The following is a 17025-nucleotide window of genomic DNA, read 5'->3' as shown; positions in this document are numbered from 1 at the left end:
ACCGTCAACGCACGTCGCGCATTTCCCAGTGATGGCCGGCCAGGGCCTGCATGCGCTGTTTGAACAGGTCGCCGGGGATGCTGGTGGTGGCGACCAGGTCGATGCGCAGATCGTCCTGCTTGCCGGTGACGGTGGCCGACGGATCGGTGATGCCCAGTGCCGGGTCCACCTCGTCCGGGTCGGCCTGGAGCTGGCGCCAGCGATCGAACCAGGCCGGATCGCGCAGTGCGGCCTGCAACTGTTCGGCGAACGCCTCGGCGCCGTTGGCGGTGAAGCTCACCGATGGCGCGCTGCCGCGGGCGAGCTTGGGGTCGGGCAGGCTGATCGAGTAGCTGACAGGCATGGACACACTCCGTTGAATGACGGCGGCACACTAGCCGAGGCGGGGTGAGAACGCCGTCGAAGACCGCGTGCCGTCACGCGCTTGCTTCAGGCAGAAAAACCATGCGGTTCGGCGGCGAAGGCCACCGCCAGCGCGCCCTTGCCCACGTTGACCATGCCGGTCAGGCTCATCACGCTTTCGAACAGTTCCACGCCCTGGCTCTGGCAGGCGGCCTGCAACGCGGCATAGCCGGGCAGGGCGTGCAGCTCGGCCAGCTCGCCGCCATAGCCCACGCACACGGTGGGTGTCATCAGGCCCTCGCGGAGCTTGCGCACGGTGAAGCCGAACAGTTTTTCGGCCGACGGCTCGAAGCCCTTGAGCTTGGCCACCGGTTCGGTGACGCCGCGATACGCGCGCAGCACCGGCTTGATATCCAGTGCGCTGCCCAGCGCGGCGCCGATCAGACCCACGCTGCGATCGCCCTTGGTGCGTGCGCGCGCACGCAGGTAATACAGATCGCGCGGAATCATGTAGCCGTAGGTGTGCTCGGCCAGTTGCTCCAGCCGCGCGCGGATCGCCGCCACGCCCTGGCCCTGCGCGCGCAGGCGCACCGCTTCCACTGCGGTGATGCCCTGGCCGGCGAACAGGTTCAAGGTATCGATCACGCGCAACGCGAACGGCGAGCTGTGGCCTGCGGCCTGACGGATCGGCTTGTAGTCGTTGAGGATCGCGAAGCTGGCCTGCATGGCGTTGTCGTAGATCTGGCTGCGCAGCTTGGAGATGGTCAGGCAGAACACGTGGTCGTAATCGATGACCAGGCGCTGCAGGAACAGGTCGCGGATCTGGTTGACCGAAAACGGCGTGGTTTCCGCCTCGTGTCCGCGTTCGGCCACATGCGCCTGCAGAAAGCTCAGCGTGGCCTCTTCATCGCGGTGATCGGCCAGCACGGCTTCGCCGATGCGGACGCTGATCGGCAGCACGATCACGTTGTTGCGTTGGATGAAGTCCTGCGGCAGATCGCACGCACTGTCCACCACGATTCCGATGCGCATCGTCGCCCCCTCCGGCTATTGCGTCGTCTCTATAAGTGCAAACGCTATCGCAAAACCGGCCTGGCGCGTAGACCCATCGGCTGACTGCCTGCGCCGGACCCAGCCCTGGCCCTGGCCAGGCATCCGTCTACGGCCTGCCTGCTGGCGAGATGCGGCCACGTCACCGTCCACCGGGCGGCCACCAGGCCGGCGCTGGCCGGGGAGGCATGTGGCTCTGCACCATTTGCGTGCCAGGCCGGGCCGGAACACTGAGCGGTACATGGCGCCTGGCGGGGCCAATGGTGGCGAACTGAGGATCAGGACACGTTCGGGCTGCAAGGTAGCGCCCGTTATCGTGCTTGGCGGGGCTGTCCTGCCGGAATCGCTATAGCTCCTGTCGCGGCGCCGCTGCTAGGGTCGGCCGCAACCGCTGCAGGGCGGTCCTGGGAGCGCCGCACTGGCGCCGCCGCGCTGAACACCATGGAGAGTCCAAATGCACACCACCCCATCCGACACCCTCACGCAGACCGCTGCGCAGGCGCCCACCACACGGCGGCGCGCATCGCGCTGGTGGAAGGCCGCGCTGGCAATCGGCCTGGTAGCGCTGGCACCGGCGGCGCTGGCCGGGCCGTACAAGATCTTTGGCAACCACTATGCATGGGTCAACAATTTCAACGATCCCAACAACATCATCCAGGGCACCTTCGGCACCGGTAGCACGCCGGAGCTCACCGTCACCTTCAACTTCGCCGACTACAACCTGTACGGGTATCCGGCGATCGTGCGCGGCTGGCATTACGACTGGAATCCGACCACCGACACGTTGTTCCCCAAACAGATTTCCTCGATTTCCTCGCTGCCGTTCAAGTTCACCTACAGCGCCGGCGGCACCAACCTGGCGGGCGACTTTGCCTACGACATCTTCTTCCGCTGGGACACCGCCAAGGGCAACCCGCAGCTGGAAGTGATGATCTGGGGCGACCATAACTCCTGGCCGATCGGCACCGTCACCGCCACCAAGGTGATCACGGCGGGCGGGCGCACCTTCGATCTGTGGGAAGGCTTCAACTCCGGGGCCGGCTATTACGTCTACACCTTCATCCCGACCGGTACCGCCGGCCAGCCGACGCTCAAGACCAGCGGCAATCTCAACATCGATGCCAAGCCGTTCCTGACCTGGCTGCAGAACAACCGGTCCAAGGACGGCCGTTACAACAACAGCATGTATCTGCATGCGGCCGAAGCGGGGTTTGAAGTGGTGCGCGGCAATGGCTGGGCCAAGGTCAGCGCCACGATGGATGCCAAGTAAGCCCCATGCGTCGCGCATGGGCCGTCAGCGCAGCGGTCGGTCCATGCAGGCGCGTGCGGGCAATGGTCTGCACTGTGGTCTGCGCACTGCGACCCGATGGCGGCTGCCGCTGAAAGATGCCGTATCGAACAACGATGTGGTCGTTTGGGCGGCGCATGCAAACGCATGCGTCGCGCATCGGACGAGGCCACGGTGATCGGTCTGCAGGGATGGCCATGTTCGCGCCCCGTCAGTGCGCGGGCATTCGGCGTGGCGCGAAGGCGTCATTGCGCCGGATGTGTCCACGGTCACCGCCCACCCGCTTGCGTGTTGCCAGATGGCGAGCGTGGCCATCCATCCATCCATCATCGGAGTTCACCTCATGCACGTACACGCTCGTTTCCGTCTGTCCTTGCGTTGCGGCGTTTTGCCGCGCGCCGCTGCACTGGCCCTGGTACTGGTCGCCTCCAGCGCCAGCGCCGCGACCGGCGAGACCAAGGTCTATGGCACGCAATACGCTTACAACAATAATTTCAACGACAACACCAACAACATCAAGGCGACGTTCGGCTCCGGCAGCACACCCAGCCTGACCGTCACCTATAACTTGCCTAGCGGGCAGTTGTACGGATATCCGGCGATCTGTCGCGGTTGGCATTACACGATGAACCCGGCCACCGACAGCTATTTCCCGCATCAGGTCTCGAAGGTAGGCAGCCTGAGCGGCACGCTGGCCTTTACCACCAAGGGCAGCGGACAGACCGGCGACTTTGCCTACGATCTGTTTTTCCGCAAGGACACCAGCAAGGGCAATCCGCAGCTGGAAGTGATGATCTGGGGTGCCAACAATTCCTACCCGCTGGGCACGTTGACTGCGTCCAATGCATTCAGCTCCGGCGGTGTGACCTACGATCTGTGGGAAGGCAATAATTCGGCCGCAGGCTACTACGTCTATACCTTCATTCCGCATGGCAGCGCCGGTAACAGCAATGCGCTTCCGGCCAAGGGCAACCTCAATGTCGACGTCAAGGCATTTTTGACAAGATTGCAGGCGCTACGCGGTGGCGATGGTCGCTACAGCAGCGATCTGTATCTGCAGGTGGTGGAAGGCGGTTTCGAGGTCACCGGCGGGATGGGGTCGGTATCGCTGGCCGGTTCGATCGCGGCGAAATAAGCGCGGCAACTCGCCTGTGCTGCGGTGACGCGATTGCTGCATGCAGCGTTGTAAGGCATGGCGCCTGCGCGCAATGCGTGATGCACCAGCATCACACGATGGCCGCGTCAACTCGAACCATGGCCACCACTGCAGCTGCGTTCGTGCAGCGGTGGCCATGCAGGCGTTGCCGGCACGCGCGACGATCTACAGCGCCACCAACTGGATGCTGTCGAACACGACCGCCGGGCTGAGGTAGCCGTTGTCCGGCGATCCGGATGCAAGCCCGATCTCGATGCGGTTGCTGCCGGCCTGCAGCGCCGCGGCGGGGATGTCCACCTCATACAGCGTGTTGTTGCCGCGCGTGGTGCCACGGGTGATGCCACGCGTCTTGGGCTGGTTGGGGGCGGCAGGAAGCGGTCCATTCCAGCGTGCGTTGACGGCAACCTGCGGGCGCGCGCCAACCTGCGCCAGCGGCACGAAGATCCGCAGGCGATAGCTACGGACGTCATTGGATGCCAGGGTGAAGTCGATGCGGGTCGGGGTGTTGATGCTGCGCCACTGCACGGCGGGAAAACTCCCCACGCTGCTCGATCCTACACTGTAGGTGACCGGCGCCCAGCGCATGCGCGTGTCGGACGGATGCGCACGCGGCAGCAGGTCGGCATGGCGAAATCCGGCCGGCGTGCCGTCGGGCACACCGATCTGCCATTTCACCGTGCCCGGCAAGGCCACGGCCTGCAAGGCCACCTGCGCGGTGGCATTGGCGAAGACTTCCACCTCGCGTTGCGCCACTTCCAGCTCGTTCTGGTACAGGGTCATGCGGTAGCGGCCCGGGCGCACGCCGGCAACCTGGTAATCGCCGCTGCCGTTGGCGGTGGCCCAGTACTGTGCCTGGTCGTTGCGCAAGCCGATCACGGCCGGTTGCCCGGACAGCACGCCGCCGACCCGACCGCTCACCGCACCGCGCCCGCTGCCGGCCAGATAGCCGCTCACCCCCAGCGTGGCATCGACGAAGTCGGTGCTCAGCTGCGCAGTGTTCGGTGCGCCGCCATCGGTAAACAACAGACCGTAGACGCCATGCAGGCCGCCGCGAAACGCTTCGGTCTGGGTGTGGTCGGAATACATGTAGTTGTAGAGCTCATGCGTCACGCGGGTCTTTTGCGTGGCGATATCCTTGAAGAACGGCCCGCCGGAACTGCGCTCGCGGTTGCCCATCAGCATGAACACCGCAACCCCCGAACCGCTGACCCCATGCACCTGGTCGTCGATCATGCGGCGCGCCGAATAGAACTTGGAGCTGGTGCGCCCGTCCGGCAGCAGGAAGACGTCTTCGCCTTCGATCACGCTGCCGACATTGGAGTCGGGTTCCTGTTGCGCGCTAGGCAACTTGGCGACGTTCAGGCGCGCGATGAAGCGCAGCTCGCCCACCGGTAGCAGGGTCGGTGCATAGGTGGCCATATAGATCGCATTACGGCCCTTGCGTGCGATGTAGTACTGGGTCAGATCGCCGGCCTTGGCCGACACCACGATCGCCCCGCCGACCACGCGCGCGTCCACGCTGGCGCTGCCCAGGCCCGAGGCGATATGCGAGCCCTTCGATTCGGTGGTCTGCAGCTCGTTGTCGCGGTAGCGCATCGACACGATGTCGCCGTTGTTGGCATTGACCGAAAACACCAGCTCGGCGCCGGTGTCCACCACCACGCGGTCGCCACTGCGGGTGAATCCGAAGGTGGCCAGGGCCGGTGCGCTGACGCCGCCGTACAGACACAGCGCGCATGCCAGCATGCGCAAGCTGGAGTGGAGCATGTTCAGTTCCTCAGTCGAAGCAAGGATGTGGCCACGATGCCGCTGCGCGATGCTAGGCGGGCGCGAGCTGTGCTGCGAGTGCTCAGGATGCAGAGCGTGCACCCGGTTCAAACTTCAGCAATGAACCTAAGTGCGGGTCACGCTTGCACTGCGACCTGGGGTGGAACGCGTTGATGCGTGACTGCGATGGCTGCGATTGGTCGCAGGTGTTCTAAGGCTGCTCGACCTGGCTCAGTGCGTCACGGGCGCCGGCAATGGCGGCAATCCATTGGTGGCGTTTGCCGATCACAAAGCGGTGCTCATCGCCGTTGTCCAACCGCACGGCGAGCGATGTCGGCGCTACCGGCAGCAGCCCGAACAACCGTGTCCAGCGCGGTTGCAGCGCCACGATTGCGCTCAGCGGCACGGCGAGCGAACGCGTTTGCACATTGAACGCGTGCGGCTGGAACAGCAGCGCGTCGGCAGTGAGGATCAGGCGCCCGCCCACGGCCTCGATTCCGCGCTGCAGGTTGGCCGGCGCCTGGCGCAGCACCGCGCGTTGGATCGAGCGCAATCCGCCGCCTGCAAACATCATGTCATCGGTCTGCATCGCTGGCATCGCACGTGCGGCGCGGCTGCCAGTTCCAGGCGCCTTGCGCGTTGGCCAGACGGACTTGCCAGTGCTGGGTGTCGTCGCTCAGGCAGGTGGCGGTCGCCTGCAGCTGCGTACCGAACCACTGCGGTGCGCTCAGTTCGGCGATGCCGGTCGTGCCATCCCGGCTGAGCAGCATGCTGGTGGTGGAGATCAGCACGCGCTTGTTGAAATCCACAACGCGCCACTGCTCGCCGTCCATGCCGTCGCGTTGCGCAACGGCCAGATAGCGGCTGCGATCCGGCGCGATCACCACCTGGGTACCGCCGGGGAGCTGCGTACCGCTGCGGGTGTCGATCAGCACGCCGGAAAACGTGTCGCCATCGCGGTGATGCAGCAACACGTACGCATCGCGGCGATCGCAATAGCGGTACTCGGCGCCGTCCAGCGGCGCATCGTAGGGCGGGCTGTCGTCGAATACCTGCGTGCCTGCATCGGTTGCCACTTCCAGCCGATGCGCGCCCACGCGCCGCACGCGATCGCCCGCGCCTGCGGCAAGGGCGGCGGCCTCGCGCGTGGCATCGTCCAGATCCGGGCAGTGCAAGGTCACTGCGGTGCGGGCAGGCGTGGTTGCAGCGGCAGCGATCGCTCCCGCACTCGATGACGGGGTGGATGCGGTGTCGCGCTCACAGGCGCCCAGTGCAAGCACGGTGGCAATGGCGGCGCAGCGGACGATGGCGGAAGACGGAAGGGTGGGCATGGCGTTCCAGGAAAAACAGGATCAATCGACCAGCGGGGCTGCAGGTGCCGCATGCGGTGGCGGTCGCAACAGCGCATCGCAGCCGACCGCCATAGCGCCGCCGATGGCATACATCAGCACATCGTGCAGCGTTGCGGTGTTGCCGAGCGCGATATAGGCCGCACTGCCGGGGCGCAGACCAAGCCGGTCGGCCAGATGGATGGCCTGCAAGCCTTCGATCGCGCAGCCGATGCCGATTGCCAGGGTGCAGGCCCATCCCGGCGGGCAGCCAAACACGCCGCGCAGGCCGCAATAGACCAGCGCCACGGCGAGCACATCGCCCAGGCTGCCGCGCACCCACGCACCGCCGATCCAACCGGCAGCGATCGCCACTTCGATCAGCAACAGCGCCACCGCCACCAACAGGTAGACCGCCCGCGCGCGCAACGACAGCGTGCTCATGGCGTCTTTGCGGGCTGCCGCTGGCGGCCCATGGTGAAGGTGCTGGCAAGTGGAATGCGGATGCCGCGCTGCCGGTCGTTGACGGTGACCTGCACCTGCCAGCGGCCGGGCGGGTCGCTCGCCTCCGCACGCACGGCCAGGCTGACCTGCGCCAGATACACATGGCGCGGGTCGCCTTCGATGCCCGTCTGCAGGCACGGCGCATCGACAGTGTTCTGCTCGGCATGCCCGGTGGGGTCGATGACGCGGATGCTGCACACCACATCGGCGCGGCGTTGCGCATCCAGCCCCGGATTGGACAGAAAGATCAGCACGAACATCGTATCGCCGGTCGCGACATGGTCGACCTCGTTGAAGTGCGGGGCGGTGTCGCTGGGCGTGTTCCACTTCTGTTGCCAGTCCGCATCCGGTGTCAGCAACAGGCCGGCGCCCATGTCCTGCACGGTCTTGCGGCTGGGCGATTCTGCAACCGACTCGCCCTGGGCATTGATCCACCCCGATTGCGCCATGCCCGACAGCGGCAGCAACCCGAGGGAGGCAGCGATGATGGATGATCCCAGGCGGGGTAGCAGGCGCATCGGCAGTCCTTGCGAGTGATGCCGGCAGGCTGCCGGCGATGGTGGAGACGCAGGCCGATGCACGCGCGTGCCTGCGTCGGCAAAACCATTGCGATACACGTGCATCGACGCAGGCAGCACTTGCAGCAGCTGAATGGAACAAGCGGTCCACAGCGCAGCGGCCGGCGTGAACCAGGCGCAGTGTACGAGGCGTACATGTCGATTCAGAGCGCCGGCTGCGCCTGTCTGGCGCAGCCCAGACGTGGTGTCGTTGGCGAGGCCTATTTCAGATACGCACGCGGTAGCGGCCCAGCCTGCTGCAGGTAGCGGTCGCGCAGTTCGGTCTGGCGCGAACGCATCGGCATCTCGCGCCCGCCCAACCAGAGCTGTTCGGCGTAGTGCGCAACATCCAGCGGGTCGCCTTCCCACAGCACCAGGTCGGCCTGCTTGCCCACCGCGATGCTGCCGATACGATCGGCCACGCCGAAGATCTCTGCAGGCACGCGGGTCAGACCGGCCAGACCGGATTCCCACGGCAGGCCGTTGGCCACCGCATTGCCGGCCAGCTGGCGCAGCTTGCGTGCGTTGTGCGAGGCATCGCCGCTCTGGCTGAAGCTGACCTCCACGCCGGCCGCGCGCAGGCGCGCGGCATTTTCCAGCGTGGCGCCGATCTGATCGAAGGTGGCCGGCAGATCGGCCAATGCATTGACCAGCACCGGCACCCTGGCCTGCGCCAGTTGCGGCGCCAGCTTCCAGGCTTCGGCGCCACCGGCGATGGCGATGCGCACCTTCTCGCGCTGTGCCCAGCGCAACAACTGGCGGATGTCGGCCGCGCGTTCCACCTGCACCACGATGCGACCTTGCCCGGCCAGATAGCTGGCCAGCACGCGGCGGCCCATCGGGGTCAGCAAGGAATGCGGCGAATCGGCCGGGACGCGGCCGCGCGCTTCGGCCACCAGCTGATCGAGCAGCATCCATTGCGCCGCTCGCGAGCTTCCGGTGAGATCGGACGCCGCCGCGCCGATGCGGATGAACAAGGCATGCGGGCCGACCGGGTCCGGGCTGCCGTCCAGCCGCACGATGCCGCCCTGGCCGGCGATGAAGGCGCCGCTGGTGGTGGCGCCGAGCGCGGTGAAGCCGATGCCTTCCACACGCGCCACCGGCACCAGCACCGAGTCGGGGTTGTAGGCCAGGGTGACGTCGAACTCGGGGCGCATCGGCTGCTCGGCCAGCTTGATGCCGCTGTCCACGGTGCTGTCTTCGCCGGAGACCTCTTCGATACCGATCTCGGTGATGCCGCCGAACAAGGCCGGCGTCAGCGGGCGTCCCTTGGCATCGACCACGCGAGCATCGGCTGGCGCGGCGAGGTTGCTGCCGATCGCGCGGATCACGCCGTTTTGCACCAGCACGTCGGTGTGCTGCAGCGTGCCCTGCGCGGTGGCGGTGTGCACGGTGGCATCGCGGATCAGCACCTGCTGTGCGACTGCAGGCACGGCCAGTGCGGCCATCACCAGCGCGGCCAGCGCGCGCAGGCGCGAGCGTGCGAACGCGGCGCGGCTCATCGTGCCACCTCCTGGCCCAGCATGAAGTCCGACACCGGCTGCAGTGCGCGGTCATGCCGGTCGTAGACCTGCGCACCGTCGATGTAGACCTGTTCGGCCAGCGCGTAGGAGCTGAAAGGATTGCCGTTCCACACCACCACATCCCCCATCTTGCCCGGCTCCAGCGCACCGGTCTGTTTCTCGATACCCAGCGCCTTGGCGGCGTTGCTGGTGAGCCAGCGGATCGCGCGTTCGGGCGCGATCTCGGTGCCGCTGCGGCGTGCGTTGGCGATCACCTTTGCGGCCTCCTGGTTCAAGCGCTGAATGCCTTCTTCCGAATCCGAATGCACGATGGCGCAACTGTTGGCCGGCCGGTCGACCATGGCGATGTTTTCCTGGATGCCGTCGAAGGCTTCCATCTTGAAGCCCCACCAATCGGCCCACAGCGCGCCGCAGACGTTTTCCTGCGCCAGTCGGTCGGCCAGCTTGTAGGCCTCCACGCCGTGATGGAAGGCGGCAATGTGGAAACCGAATTCCTTGGACAGGTCGAGCATGGTCGCCATCTCGTCGGCGCGGTAGCAATGGATGTGCACGCGGATATCGCCATTGATGGCGCCGGCCAGCGTGTCGAGTTTGAGATCGCGCTTGCCGCCGGCATCCCCGCTGCTGTCGTTGTCGCCGCCGCGGCTCCACCAATGCCGCTTCTTCTCGGTCTTCTTCTTCGGTGCGTTCTTCTGCAGATATTCGGCCGCATCGATGAAGGCGGCGCGGTAGCCGGCCACGTTGCCCATGCGGGTGGCGGGGCCGCCCTTTTCGCCGTACACGCGCTTGGGGTTTTCGCCGCAGGCCATCTTCAGGCCCCACGGCGCGCCGGGAAACTTCATGCCCTGGTAAGTGGTCGAGGCCACGTTCTTGAGCGTGACGCCGCGCCCGCCGATCAGGTTGGCCGAGCCCGGCAGGATCTGCAGCGAGGTGATGCCGCCGGCCAGCGCGGTGCCGAAGCCCGGGTCCTGCGGCCAGATCGAATGCTCGGCCCAGACGTTGGGTGTGACCGGTGCGGTCATCTCGTTGCCGTCGCTGTGTGCGCTGACGCCGGGGCTGGGGTAGACGCCCAGATGCGAATGCACGTCGATGATGCCGGGGGTGACCCACTTGCCGGTGCCATCGATGCGGCGCGCGTCGGCGGGCGCCTGCAATGCGCGGCCCACCGCGGCCACCTTGCCGTCGCGCAGCAGCACATCGGCATCGTCCAGCCGCTCGCCGGTGCCGGTCAGCACCGTGGCGTGCTGGATCAGCACCGGACCGGACGCAAGCGCGCGGTAGGTGCTGGGATAGGGGTCTTGCACAAACCGCGATGCTGCAGACGCAGGCCCGCACAGCAGCGCCGCGCCAAGGGCGGCGAACAGGATGGAACGCATGGATTTCCCCGGTGAAACGAAAACGTAGGCCGCAAACCTAGCCGCCAGCGCCGTGCTTGCCAAGTGCTGAAGGTGCGGTTGCGGCTGCTTCATCACATGCAAGCGTGCATGCTGTGCCGTATTCCTCAGGGGGAGCGTCGATGATTGCCAAAACAGAGCGCAACAAACAGGCCGATGTGGTGCTGGCCTTCTGGGAGCTGGCCGGCTCGGCACGCTGGTTCACGCATAACGATGCGTTCGATGCCAATTTTCGCCAGCACTTCAGCGAGCAGCATTTTGCTGCCGCGCGGGGCGACTATGCGCATTGGATGGCGCGTGCCGAAGATGCGCTGGCGCTGCTGATCCTGCTGGATCAGTTTCCGCGCAACGCGTTCCGGGGCAGTGCGCATGCCTATGCGACCGACGGGCTGGCGTTGCGTTATGCCAAGCAGGCGCTCGACCATGGGTTCGACCAACAGGTGTCTGCGCAACTGCGGCTGTTTTTCTATCTGCCGTTCGAGCACGCAGAAGATCTACAGGAGCAGGCGCGCGCCATGCAGCTGATCGCGGCCCTGGACGATGCCCAGACGACGCGTTGGGCGCAGGAGCATCAGCAGATCATCCAGCGCTTCGGGCGCTTTCCGCATCGCAATGCAGTGCTGGGACGCGAGACCACCGCGGAGGAACAGCAGTTTCTCGACGAGGGTGGATTTGCCGGTTGAGCGCCGGCGTGGCGTGCGTGCGCCACGCGGCTTGATGGGATCGGCGCCGGTGCGCAATGGCGCAACCGGCATCGTGCGCGCGCAACAAGGGCGATCAGCAGCCGCCCTGCAATCCTTCCGAGCGCCAGCCGGCGCCTTCGCCGAGCAGCAGATAGAACCCGTAGCTTTCGTAGCCGCTTTCCGACAGCACGAAGTCCAGCGTGCCATTGCCGTCGATATCGCCGAACTGCAGCAGGTGCGTCCGCAGCGGCAGGTCTTCGCAATCATCGCAGCCGCTGGCCGCGCTGCCCCGGCGGAACTGCCAACGGCTGCCGTCGTGCTCGAAGATCGCTAGCACCACGAGTACGCCGGTCGGGTTGTCCGGATTGCCGGTCTTGGTCGGGTGGTTTGCGGTGAGCACCGCCACGCGCCGCTGCGGCTGCTGTGTATCGGTCACGATCTGCAGCGACGCTGCGTCCTGCGCGCGGTCCGCCTCGAAAGCCGCCAGCGCTTGGGCCAGCGCCGCCGGCTTGACGGTCTTGCGCAGCTGCGTGGTGTCGCCCACCTGACGCAGCAACTGTGCCTGTTCGGCAGCGGTGGCGGCGCGGCCGACGAAACGCTTGCCCGGATTCAGATCCACCGTCGACAACAGCGGCGAGTGCGTCAGGGTGGGATTGCCCTTCAAGCGCAATTTCGAAGTGCCGCCGCACATGCTGTTGTCGTCCACGCTCAGCGCGGCAAGCCGCACGTTGGCGGTGGAAACGCCGTTATCGAAGGCCTGCAGCGGTTGGTTCACCAACGACTTGGGCAGGGTGGAGTCTTTCGCCACGCCCTTGCCCAACCACACCGGGATGTATTCCAACGGGTCGTCGGACGGCTGGCTGTCGTAGGTCGGCACCAGCAGCACGGCGCGGGTGGGGTCGGCGGCATGTGCGGCCAGTGGCAACAGGGCGGCCAGGGCGAGCGCGATCAGACGGGTGTGCATGTGGCGAAGTCCTTGCGGGTGTCGATCCATGAAAAAACGGGCGCTCCATGGAGCGCCCGTTTCGGTATGCAGCGGTGCGTGGCGTCGGTCGCCGCGCTCAGTATTTCGCCACGCCGTTGTCCACCTCGTCCGACCAGGCGTCGATACCGCCGGTGACGTTGTAGACGTTGCTGAAGCCCAGCCCGCGGAAATGTTCGGCCGCCTGCAGGCTACGGCCGCCGCGGTGGCACAGGAACGCCAGCGGGGTGTCCTTGGGCAGCTGTTCGATGGCGGTGCGCTCGTGCGCATCCAGGGTGCGGAACGGTGCGTTGACCGTGGCCAGCGCACGTTCGTCTGCCGGGCGCACGTCCACCAGGGTCAGCGTGCCCGCCTTGAGGCGGTCGTCGGCGTCGCGCACCGACAGCTCCTGCACCGGCTTGGGCGCGTTGGGGTTGTCGATGGCCAGGCCGCGGCCGCGGATGTCGTCCACCCAGTCGATGGTGATGCCGTCGGCGCGGCGCGCGCTGGCCAGGTCGAACTGCACGCGCAGGCCGTTGGATTCGGCGGCGATGGCGTTGGGGTTGGTCGGCGCCAGCTGGAAGTTCGGCTGGAAGTTCGCATCGATGGCCAGCGTCAGCGACGCATCCGGCGCATCGGCCAGCGCGCCCTTGAGCATCTCCACCGCGGCCGGGGTGATGGTGATCTTGGGCGGGCTGCGATCCGGCGCCTGCAGGCCGAGCATGCTGCTCAGCTCGCCGCTGTCGGCCATCTGCAGGATGATGTCGCTGCCGCCGATCAGCTCGCCATCCACATACAGCTGCGGAATGGTCGGCCAGTCGCCGTAGGCCTTGATGCCCTCGCGGATCTCCTGGTCGGCCAGCACGTTGACGTGGGCATAGTCGATGCCCAGCCCGTCCAGCACGCCGACCGCCTTGGCCGAAAAGCCGCACTGCGGCATGCCGGGCTGGCCTTTCATGAAGAGCACCACGCGGCTGGATTGCAGCAGCGTATCGATACGGGAACGCAGGGCGGGATCGAGGGACATGGCAGCACTTCGGTGAGAGCGTGGAGACCGGGCATTCTACGCCGCATGGCATCATGCGGCATGACCACGCCGGAAACGCTGTATCGCATCCCTTCCCACCCCTACCGCTGGGTGGGCTTGTTCGTCCTCTCGCAGGTCGCGGTGGCGGTGCTGTGGTGGCATCTGGGCTGGGCCTGGGGCCTGCCGGCGCTGCTGGTGTCGCATGCGGTGTTCGTGGTGCCGGTGTTCCTGCCGCGCGCACGTTTGTACGGGCCGGTGCTGGCGCAGCTGCCCGGCGCCGCGCCGCAGGTCTGGCTGACCATCGACGACGGCCCGTCCGACGACACCCCGGCCATTCTCGAACTGCTCGATGCCTACGACGCCAAGGCCACCTTCTTCGTGGTTGGCGCGCGGGCCGAGCAGCGGCCTGAACTGGTGCGCGAGATCGTGCGCCGCGGGCACGGCATCGGCAACCACAGCCATACCCATCCGCAGGCATGGTTCTGGGCATTGGGGCCGCGCCGCATGGCGCAGGAAATCGGCCTGGCGCAGCGCACCCTGGCCAGCATCACCGGGCAGGCCCCGCGGCTGTATCGCTCGGTGGTGGGCATGACCAACCCCTTCGTCGCCTCGCCACTGCGCGCGCACGGGCTGACCCGCGTGGCCTGGAGCGCACGCGGCTTCGACGGCGTGCACTGCGAGCCGGACGCCACCATCGCGCGCATCGTGCGCGACCTGCGCCCCGGCGCCATCGTGCTGCTGCACGAAGGTGCTGCGCATGGCCACAACCTGGCCATCCTGCGTGGCGTGCTGGAGGCGATGCGGGTGCGCGGGCTGGTGGGGATCGTGCCCGGAGCGAAGTAACACGCGCGGATGTCGCGTTGCCGTAGGCCTGCAATCGGGATGCGGGCGGTGCAATGGCCCGCGGCATCGACGCACGTGCGCCTTGCTGCAGCCAAACGCGGTCGGCCATACATGGCGTCCACCAATTCCCATACGCGCCGATGGGCTGTCCGGGGCCGTCATTGACGGCGTGACGCGCGGATTCCGTGCCGCAAGCCGACGTGCGTGTTGCCGGGCGCCCGCCCGGTACGTCGTGTACCGGAGCAGCCTCCTTGCCGTGGATTGCAGCGCATCCAACGTGCGCCTCTATTGACAGCGCTCCGGCCCGGATCGACCATGCGCGCCCCAGCCAGCTCTTGGGTCGCATCGTGCACGGTGTGGCCGTGCCAGCCTCAGTCGCCGTCATCGACGGCAGTTTCCGATCATGAGGCTGACAGCATGTTCTATCGCCCCGCTTCCGTGCGCGCCGCCGTGCGTGTAGATCTGAGTGTCCCGCGTGCCGGGATGACGCGGTCCTTGCTTGCGCTGGCCTGCGCGTGCCCCGCGCTGGCCGCCGCGCAGGCAAACGCCCGCGATCCGGTCGATCTGGATCGCCTGCAGATCACTGCGCATCGCGGCGCCGCCACCGAAGGCAACGATTCCTACACCGCCGATGTCGCGCGCAGTTCGACCAAGCTGGAGTTGTCGCTGCGCGACACGCCGCAGTCGGTGGTGGTGGTGACGCGCCAGCAGATCGTCGACCGCAACCTGCAATCGCTGCAGGACGTCACCGATACCGTGGCCGGCTTCAATTCGCCCACCTGGGACACCGAGCGCACCTACATCACCGCGCGCGGCTTCGAGGTGGACTACTACCGCATCGATGGCATTCCCACCGACTACAGTGGCGATGTACAGCAGAACATGGCCATCTACGACCGGGTGGAGATCGTCCGCGGCGCCAATGGCCTGACCTCCGGCGCGGGCAGCCCGGCCGCATCCATCGATCTGTTGCGCAAGCATGCCGACAGCGAGGTGCCCACCGGTCGCATCGATCTATCGGCCGGCCGATGGGACCGCTATCGCGGCACGGTCGATGCGCAATCGCCGTTGAACGCCGCCGGCACCGTGCGCGGCCGCGTGGTGACCAGCTACGAGGACAAACGCTCGTTTCGCGATTACTACAGCAAGCGGTCGTCACTGTTCTACGGCATCGTCGATGCGGATCTCAGCGATGCCACCAGTGGCTATATCGGCGTCAACAAACAGCGCAACGATGGTCGCGGCACCACCTGGGGTGGGGTGCCGGCTTACTTCAGCGACGGCAGCCGCACCGACTTTGCGCGCTCGGATTCGTTCACTCCACGCTGGGCGCGCGGCGTGGCCGATACCACCAACGCATTCGCCGGCCTGACCCATCGTTTCGACAGCGGTGCGCAGCTGCATGTGGAGTATTCGCATCAACGGTTCGAAACCGACTGGAAGTCGGTACTGTTCGGCTATCTCGATTACCCGGACAGGGACACCGGCCTGGGCCTTGCCAGCACCTTTGGAGGGCGCTATCCCACGCTCAGCGCACAGAACAGTCTGGATGCCTATCTCAGCCTGCCGCTGACGCTGTGGGGCCGCGAGCACGAGATCGTGGCCGGCGCCACCTGGATGGATCGCAACCTGCGCAGCTGGTCCAATGCACCGCTGCAACCCTTGACTGCGGAGAGCGTCTACACCTGGACCGGCACGATGACGCAGCCGCAATGGACCGCGCTCACCAAGGGCGAAGACCGCGATGTGCGCCAGGTGGCCGCCTATGCGGCCGGGCGTTTCCAGCTGAGCGAGACCTTGAAGGCCATCGTCGGCGCACGCGTCACCGACTGGAAAAATACCGACCAGCTTGTACCTGCAAATTCGTACGAGCGCCGCGGCCGCACGACGCCGTACGCGGGTCTGATCTTCGATGTGGACGACCGCCATTCGCTGTACGCCAGCTACACCGGCATCTTCAAACCACAGAACAACCGCGACCGCGATGGGCGCTATCTCGCCCCACTTGAAGGCAATAGCTACGAGGTCGGTGCCAAGGGCGAGTATCTAGGCGGCCAGCTCAATGCCGCGTTGGCGCTATTCCGCATTGAGCAGGACAACCTGGCGGTCAACGAGCCGGGGCAACTGGTGCCCGGTACCACCACCCAGGCTTATCTCGCCGCCAAGGGCACGGTCAGTCAGGGCGTGGAGTTCCAGCTCGATGGGCAGCTGTCCGAGCAATGGCGGGTCGCGTTCGGCTTTGCCCAGTTCGATGCCAACGATGCCAGCGGTGTCGATGTGAATCCAACCAGTCCGCGTCGTGAGGCCACCCTGTTCACCAGCTGGCAGACCGGCCCATGGCGCGTGGGCGGTGGGCTGAGCTGGCAGTCGGCCATCCACGAGCTGATGGCGGGGCCGCAAGGCACGACGCAGCGGCTGACCCAGGGCAGCGTGGTGCTGGCCAATGCGATGGCGCGCTACGACATCAACCAGGCCTGGTCGGCGCAGCTCAACGTGCGCAACCTGTTCGACCGCACCTACTACGCCAACATCGTGTATCAAAGCCAGTTGATCTACGGCGACCCGCGCGATGTGGAGCTGACGCTGTCCTGGAAGTTCTGAC

Annotated in this window: 16 protein-coding genes; 5 read left to right on the top strand and 11 right to left on the bottom strand. The window is 66.4% G+C overall.

Annotated features, from left to right (window positions below; translation table 11 throughout):
• Nucleotides 1–4 precede the first annotated feature (4 nt).
• The gene (locus VZ068_RS17400) at nt 5–343 is read right to left on the bottom strand and encodes a hypothetical protein (protein ID WP_259156458.1); all 339 of its coding nucleotides are present in this window, start codon (nt 341–343) and stop codon (nt 5–7) included.
• Between the two features lie 86 nt (nt 344–429).
• A complete protein-coding gene (locus tag VZ068_RS17395) occupies nt 430–1374 on the bottom strand; it encodes a DegV family protein (RefSeq protein WP_259163006.1) in 945 nt (314 codons plus the stop codon).
• A gap of 472 nt (nt 1375–1846) precedes the next feature.
• Here VZ068_RS17395 and VZ068_RS17390 point away from each other — a divergent pair, with 472 nt between their 5' ends.
• Nucleotides 1847–2662: a cellulase gene (locus VZ068_RS17390; RefSeq protein ID WP_349655988.1), complete on the top strand. Its 816-nt coding sequence runs from the start codon at nt 1847–1849 to the stop codon at nt 2660–2662.
• Between the two features lie 406 nt (nt 2663–3068).
• The gene (locus VZ068_RS17385; protein WP_349657746.1) at nt 3069–3815 is read left to right on the top strand and encodes a cellulase; all 747 of its coding nucleotides are present in this window, start codon (nt 3069–3071) and stop codon (nt 3813–3815) included.
• Between the two features lie 186 nt (nt 3816–4001).
• Here the strand turns inward: VZ068_RS17385 and VZ068_RS17380 are convergent, their stop codons facing one another.
• The 7 genes from VZ068_RS17380 to VZ068_RS17350 form a co-directional block, all read right to left on the bottom strand.
• Nucleotides 4002–5603 carry a rhamnogalacturonan lyase B N-terminal domain-containing protein gene (locus VZ068_RS17380; RefSeq protein ID WP_349655987.1) on the bottom strand — a complete coding sequence of 534 codons (1602 nt, stop codon included), beginning with the start codon at nt 5601–5603 and terminating at the stop codon, nt 4002–4004.
• A 211-nt stretch (nt 5604–5814) separates the two neighbouring features.
• Nucleotides 5815–6156, bottom strand: a complete 342-nt coding sequence (locus VZ068_RS17375) for a hypothetical protein (RefSeq protein ID WP_259164068.1) — start codon at nt 6154–6156, stop codon at nt 5815–5817.
• A 22-nt stretch (nt 6157–6178) separates the two neighbouring features.
• Nucleotides 6179–6934, bottom strand: coding sequence for a hypothetical protein (locus VZ068_RS17370; RefSeq protein ID WP_259156454.1), 756 nt, complete (start codon nt 6932–6934; stop codon nt 6179–6181).
• A 21-nt stretch (nt 6935–6955) separates the two neighbouring features.
• Nucleotides 6956–7375: a DUF2809 domain-containing protein gene (locus tag VZ068_RS17365; RefSeq protein ID WP_349655986.1), complete on the bottom strand. Its 420-nt coding sequence runs from the start codon at nt 7373–7375 to the stop codon at nt 6956–6958.
• A complete protein-coding gene (locus tag VZ068_RS17360; protein ID WP_259156452.1) occupies nt 7372–7953 on the bottom strand; it encodes a hypothetical protein in 582 nt (193 codons plus the stop codon). Before VZ068_RS17360 ends, VZ068_RS17365 begins: the two co-directional genes overlap by 4 nt.
• A gap of 260 nt (nt 7954–8213) precedes the next feature.
• Entirely contained in the window at nt 8214–9494 is a 1281-nt protein-coding gene (locus VZ068_RS17355; protein WP_349655985.1) for an amidohydrolase family protein, read from the bottom strand.
• Nucleotides 9491–10891: an amidohydrolase gene (locus tag VZ068_RS17350; RefSeq protein ID WP_259156450.1), complete on the bottom strand. Its 1401-nt coding sequence runs from the start codon at nt 10889–10891 to the stop codon at nt 9491–9493. Before VZ068_RS17350 ends, VZ068_RS17355 begins: the two co-directional genes overlap by 4 nt.
• Nucleotides 10892–11031: 140 nt before the next feature.
• On the opposite strand from VZ068_RS17350, the gene VZ068_RS17345 reads away from it, so the two are divergent.
• Nucleotides 11032–11592, top strand: coding sequence for a DUF924 family protein (locus tag VZ068_RS17345; RefSeq protein WP_349655984.1), 561 nt, complete (start codon nt 11032–11034; stop codon nt 11590–11592).
• 94 nt (nt 11593–11686) lie between these two features.
• On the opposite strand, the gene VZ068_RS17340 is transcribed toward VZ068_RS17345, so the two are convergent.
• On the bottom strand, nt 11687–12556 hold the full coding sequence (locus VZ068_RS17340) for a hypothetical protein (protein ID WP_349655983.1): 870 nt from the start codon (nt 12554–12556) through the stop codon (nt 11687–11689).
• Between the two features lie 97 nt (nt 12557–12653).
• Nucleotides 12654–13580 (bottom strand): Grx4 family monothiol glutaredoxin, encoded by a 927-nt coding sequence (gene grxD / locus VZ068_RS17335; protein ID WP_259156447.1) that lies wholly within the window; start codon nt 13578–13580, stop codon nt 12654–12656.
• A 45-nt stretch (nt 13581–13625) separates the two neighbouring features.
• Between grxD and VZ068_RS17330 the strand changes: the two genes are divergently transcribed.
• Both VZ068_RS17330 and VZ068_RS17325 read left to right on the top strand, forming a co-directional pair.
• Complete coding sequence (locus VZ068_RS17330) at nt 13626–14423, top strand: polysaccharide deacetylase family protein (RefSeq protein ID WP_349655982.1); 798 nt, start codon at nt 13626–13628, stop codon at nt 14421–14423.
• 483 nt (nt 14424–14906) lie between these two features.
• The gene (locus VZ068_RS17325; protein ID WP_349655981.1) at nt 14907–17024 is read left to right on the top strand and encodes a TonB-dependent siderophore receptor; all 2118 of its coding nucleotides are present in this window, start codon (nt 14907–14909) and stop codon (nt 17022–17024) included.
• The last annotated feature ends 1 nt before the right edge of the window (nt 17025 follow it).

The organism is Xanthomonas sp. 10-10 (genome assembly GCF_040182365.1).
Classification (GTDB): Bacteria; Pseudomonadota; Gammaproteobacteria; order Xanthomonadales; family Xanthomonadaceae; genus Xanthomonas; species Xanthomonas arboricola_F.
Note: the sequence above shows the minus strand (reverse complement) of the source record. Positions and strands in the feature narration are given on the sequence as shown.

Excerpts from the sequence above, each read along its gene's own strand:
- VZ068_RS17355 (WP_349655985.1), bottom strand. The coding sequence starts at position 9,494 with ATGAGCCGCGCCGCGTTCGCACGCTCGCGCCTGCGCGCGCTGGCCGCG.
- VZ068_RS17365 (WP_349655986.1), bottom strand. The coding sequence starts at position 7,375 with ATGAGCACGCTGTCGTTGCGCGCGCGGGCGGTCTACCTGTTGGTGGCG.
- VZ068_RS17360 (WP_259156452.1), bottom strand. The coding sequence starts at position 7,953 with ATGCGCCTGCTACCCCGCCTGGGATCATCCATCATCGCTGCCTCCCTC.
- VZ068_RS17330 (WP_349655982.1), top strand. The coding sequence starts at position 13,626 with ATGGCATCATGCGGCATGACCACGCCGGAAACGCTGTATCGCATCCCT.
- VZ068_RS17325 (WP_349655981.1), top strand. The coding sequence starts at position 14,907 with ATGACGCGGTCCTTGCTTGCGCTGGCCTGCGCGTGCCCCGCGCTGGCC.
- VZ068_RS17370 (WP_259156454.1), bottom strand. The coding sequence starts at position 6,934 with ATGCCCACCCTTCCGTCTTCCGCCATCGTCCGCTGCGCCGCCATTGCC.
- VZ068_RS17340 (WP_349655983.1), bottom strand. The coding sequence starts at position 12,556 with ATGCACACCCGTCTGATCGCGCTCGCCCTGGCCGCCCTGTTGCCACTG.
- VZ068_RS17395 (WP_259163006.1), bottom strand. The coding sequence starts at position 1,374 with ATGCGCATCGGAATCGTGGTGGACAGTGCGTGCGATCTGCCGCAGGAC.
- VZ068_RS17350 (WP_259156450.1), bottom strand. The coding sequence starts at position 10,891 with ATGCGTTCCATCCTGTTCGCCGCCCTTGGCGCGGCGCTGCTGTGCGGG.
- VZ068_RS17400 (WP_259156458.1), bottom strand. The coding sequence starts at position 343 with ATGCCTGTCAGCTACTCGATCAGCCTGCCCGACCCCAAGCTCGCCCGC.
- VZ068_RS17345 (WP_349655984.1), top strand. The coding sequence starts at position 11,032 with ATGATTGCCAAAACAGAGCGCAACAAACAGGCCGATGTGGTGCTGGCC.
- VZ068_RS17380 (WP_349655987.1), bottom strand. The coding sequence starts at position 5,603 with ATGCTCCACTCCAGCTTGCGCATGCTGGCATGCGCGCTGTGTCTGTAC.
- grxD (WP_259156447.1), bottom strand. The coding sequence starts at position 13,580 with ATGTCCCTCGATCCCGCCCTGCGTTCCCGTATCGATACGCTGCTGCAA.
- VZ068_RS17390 (WP_349655988.1), top strand. The coding sequence starts at position 1,847 with ATGCACACCACCCCATCCGACACCCTCACGCAGACCGCTGCGCAGGCG.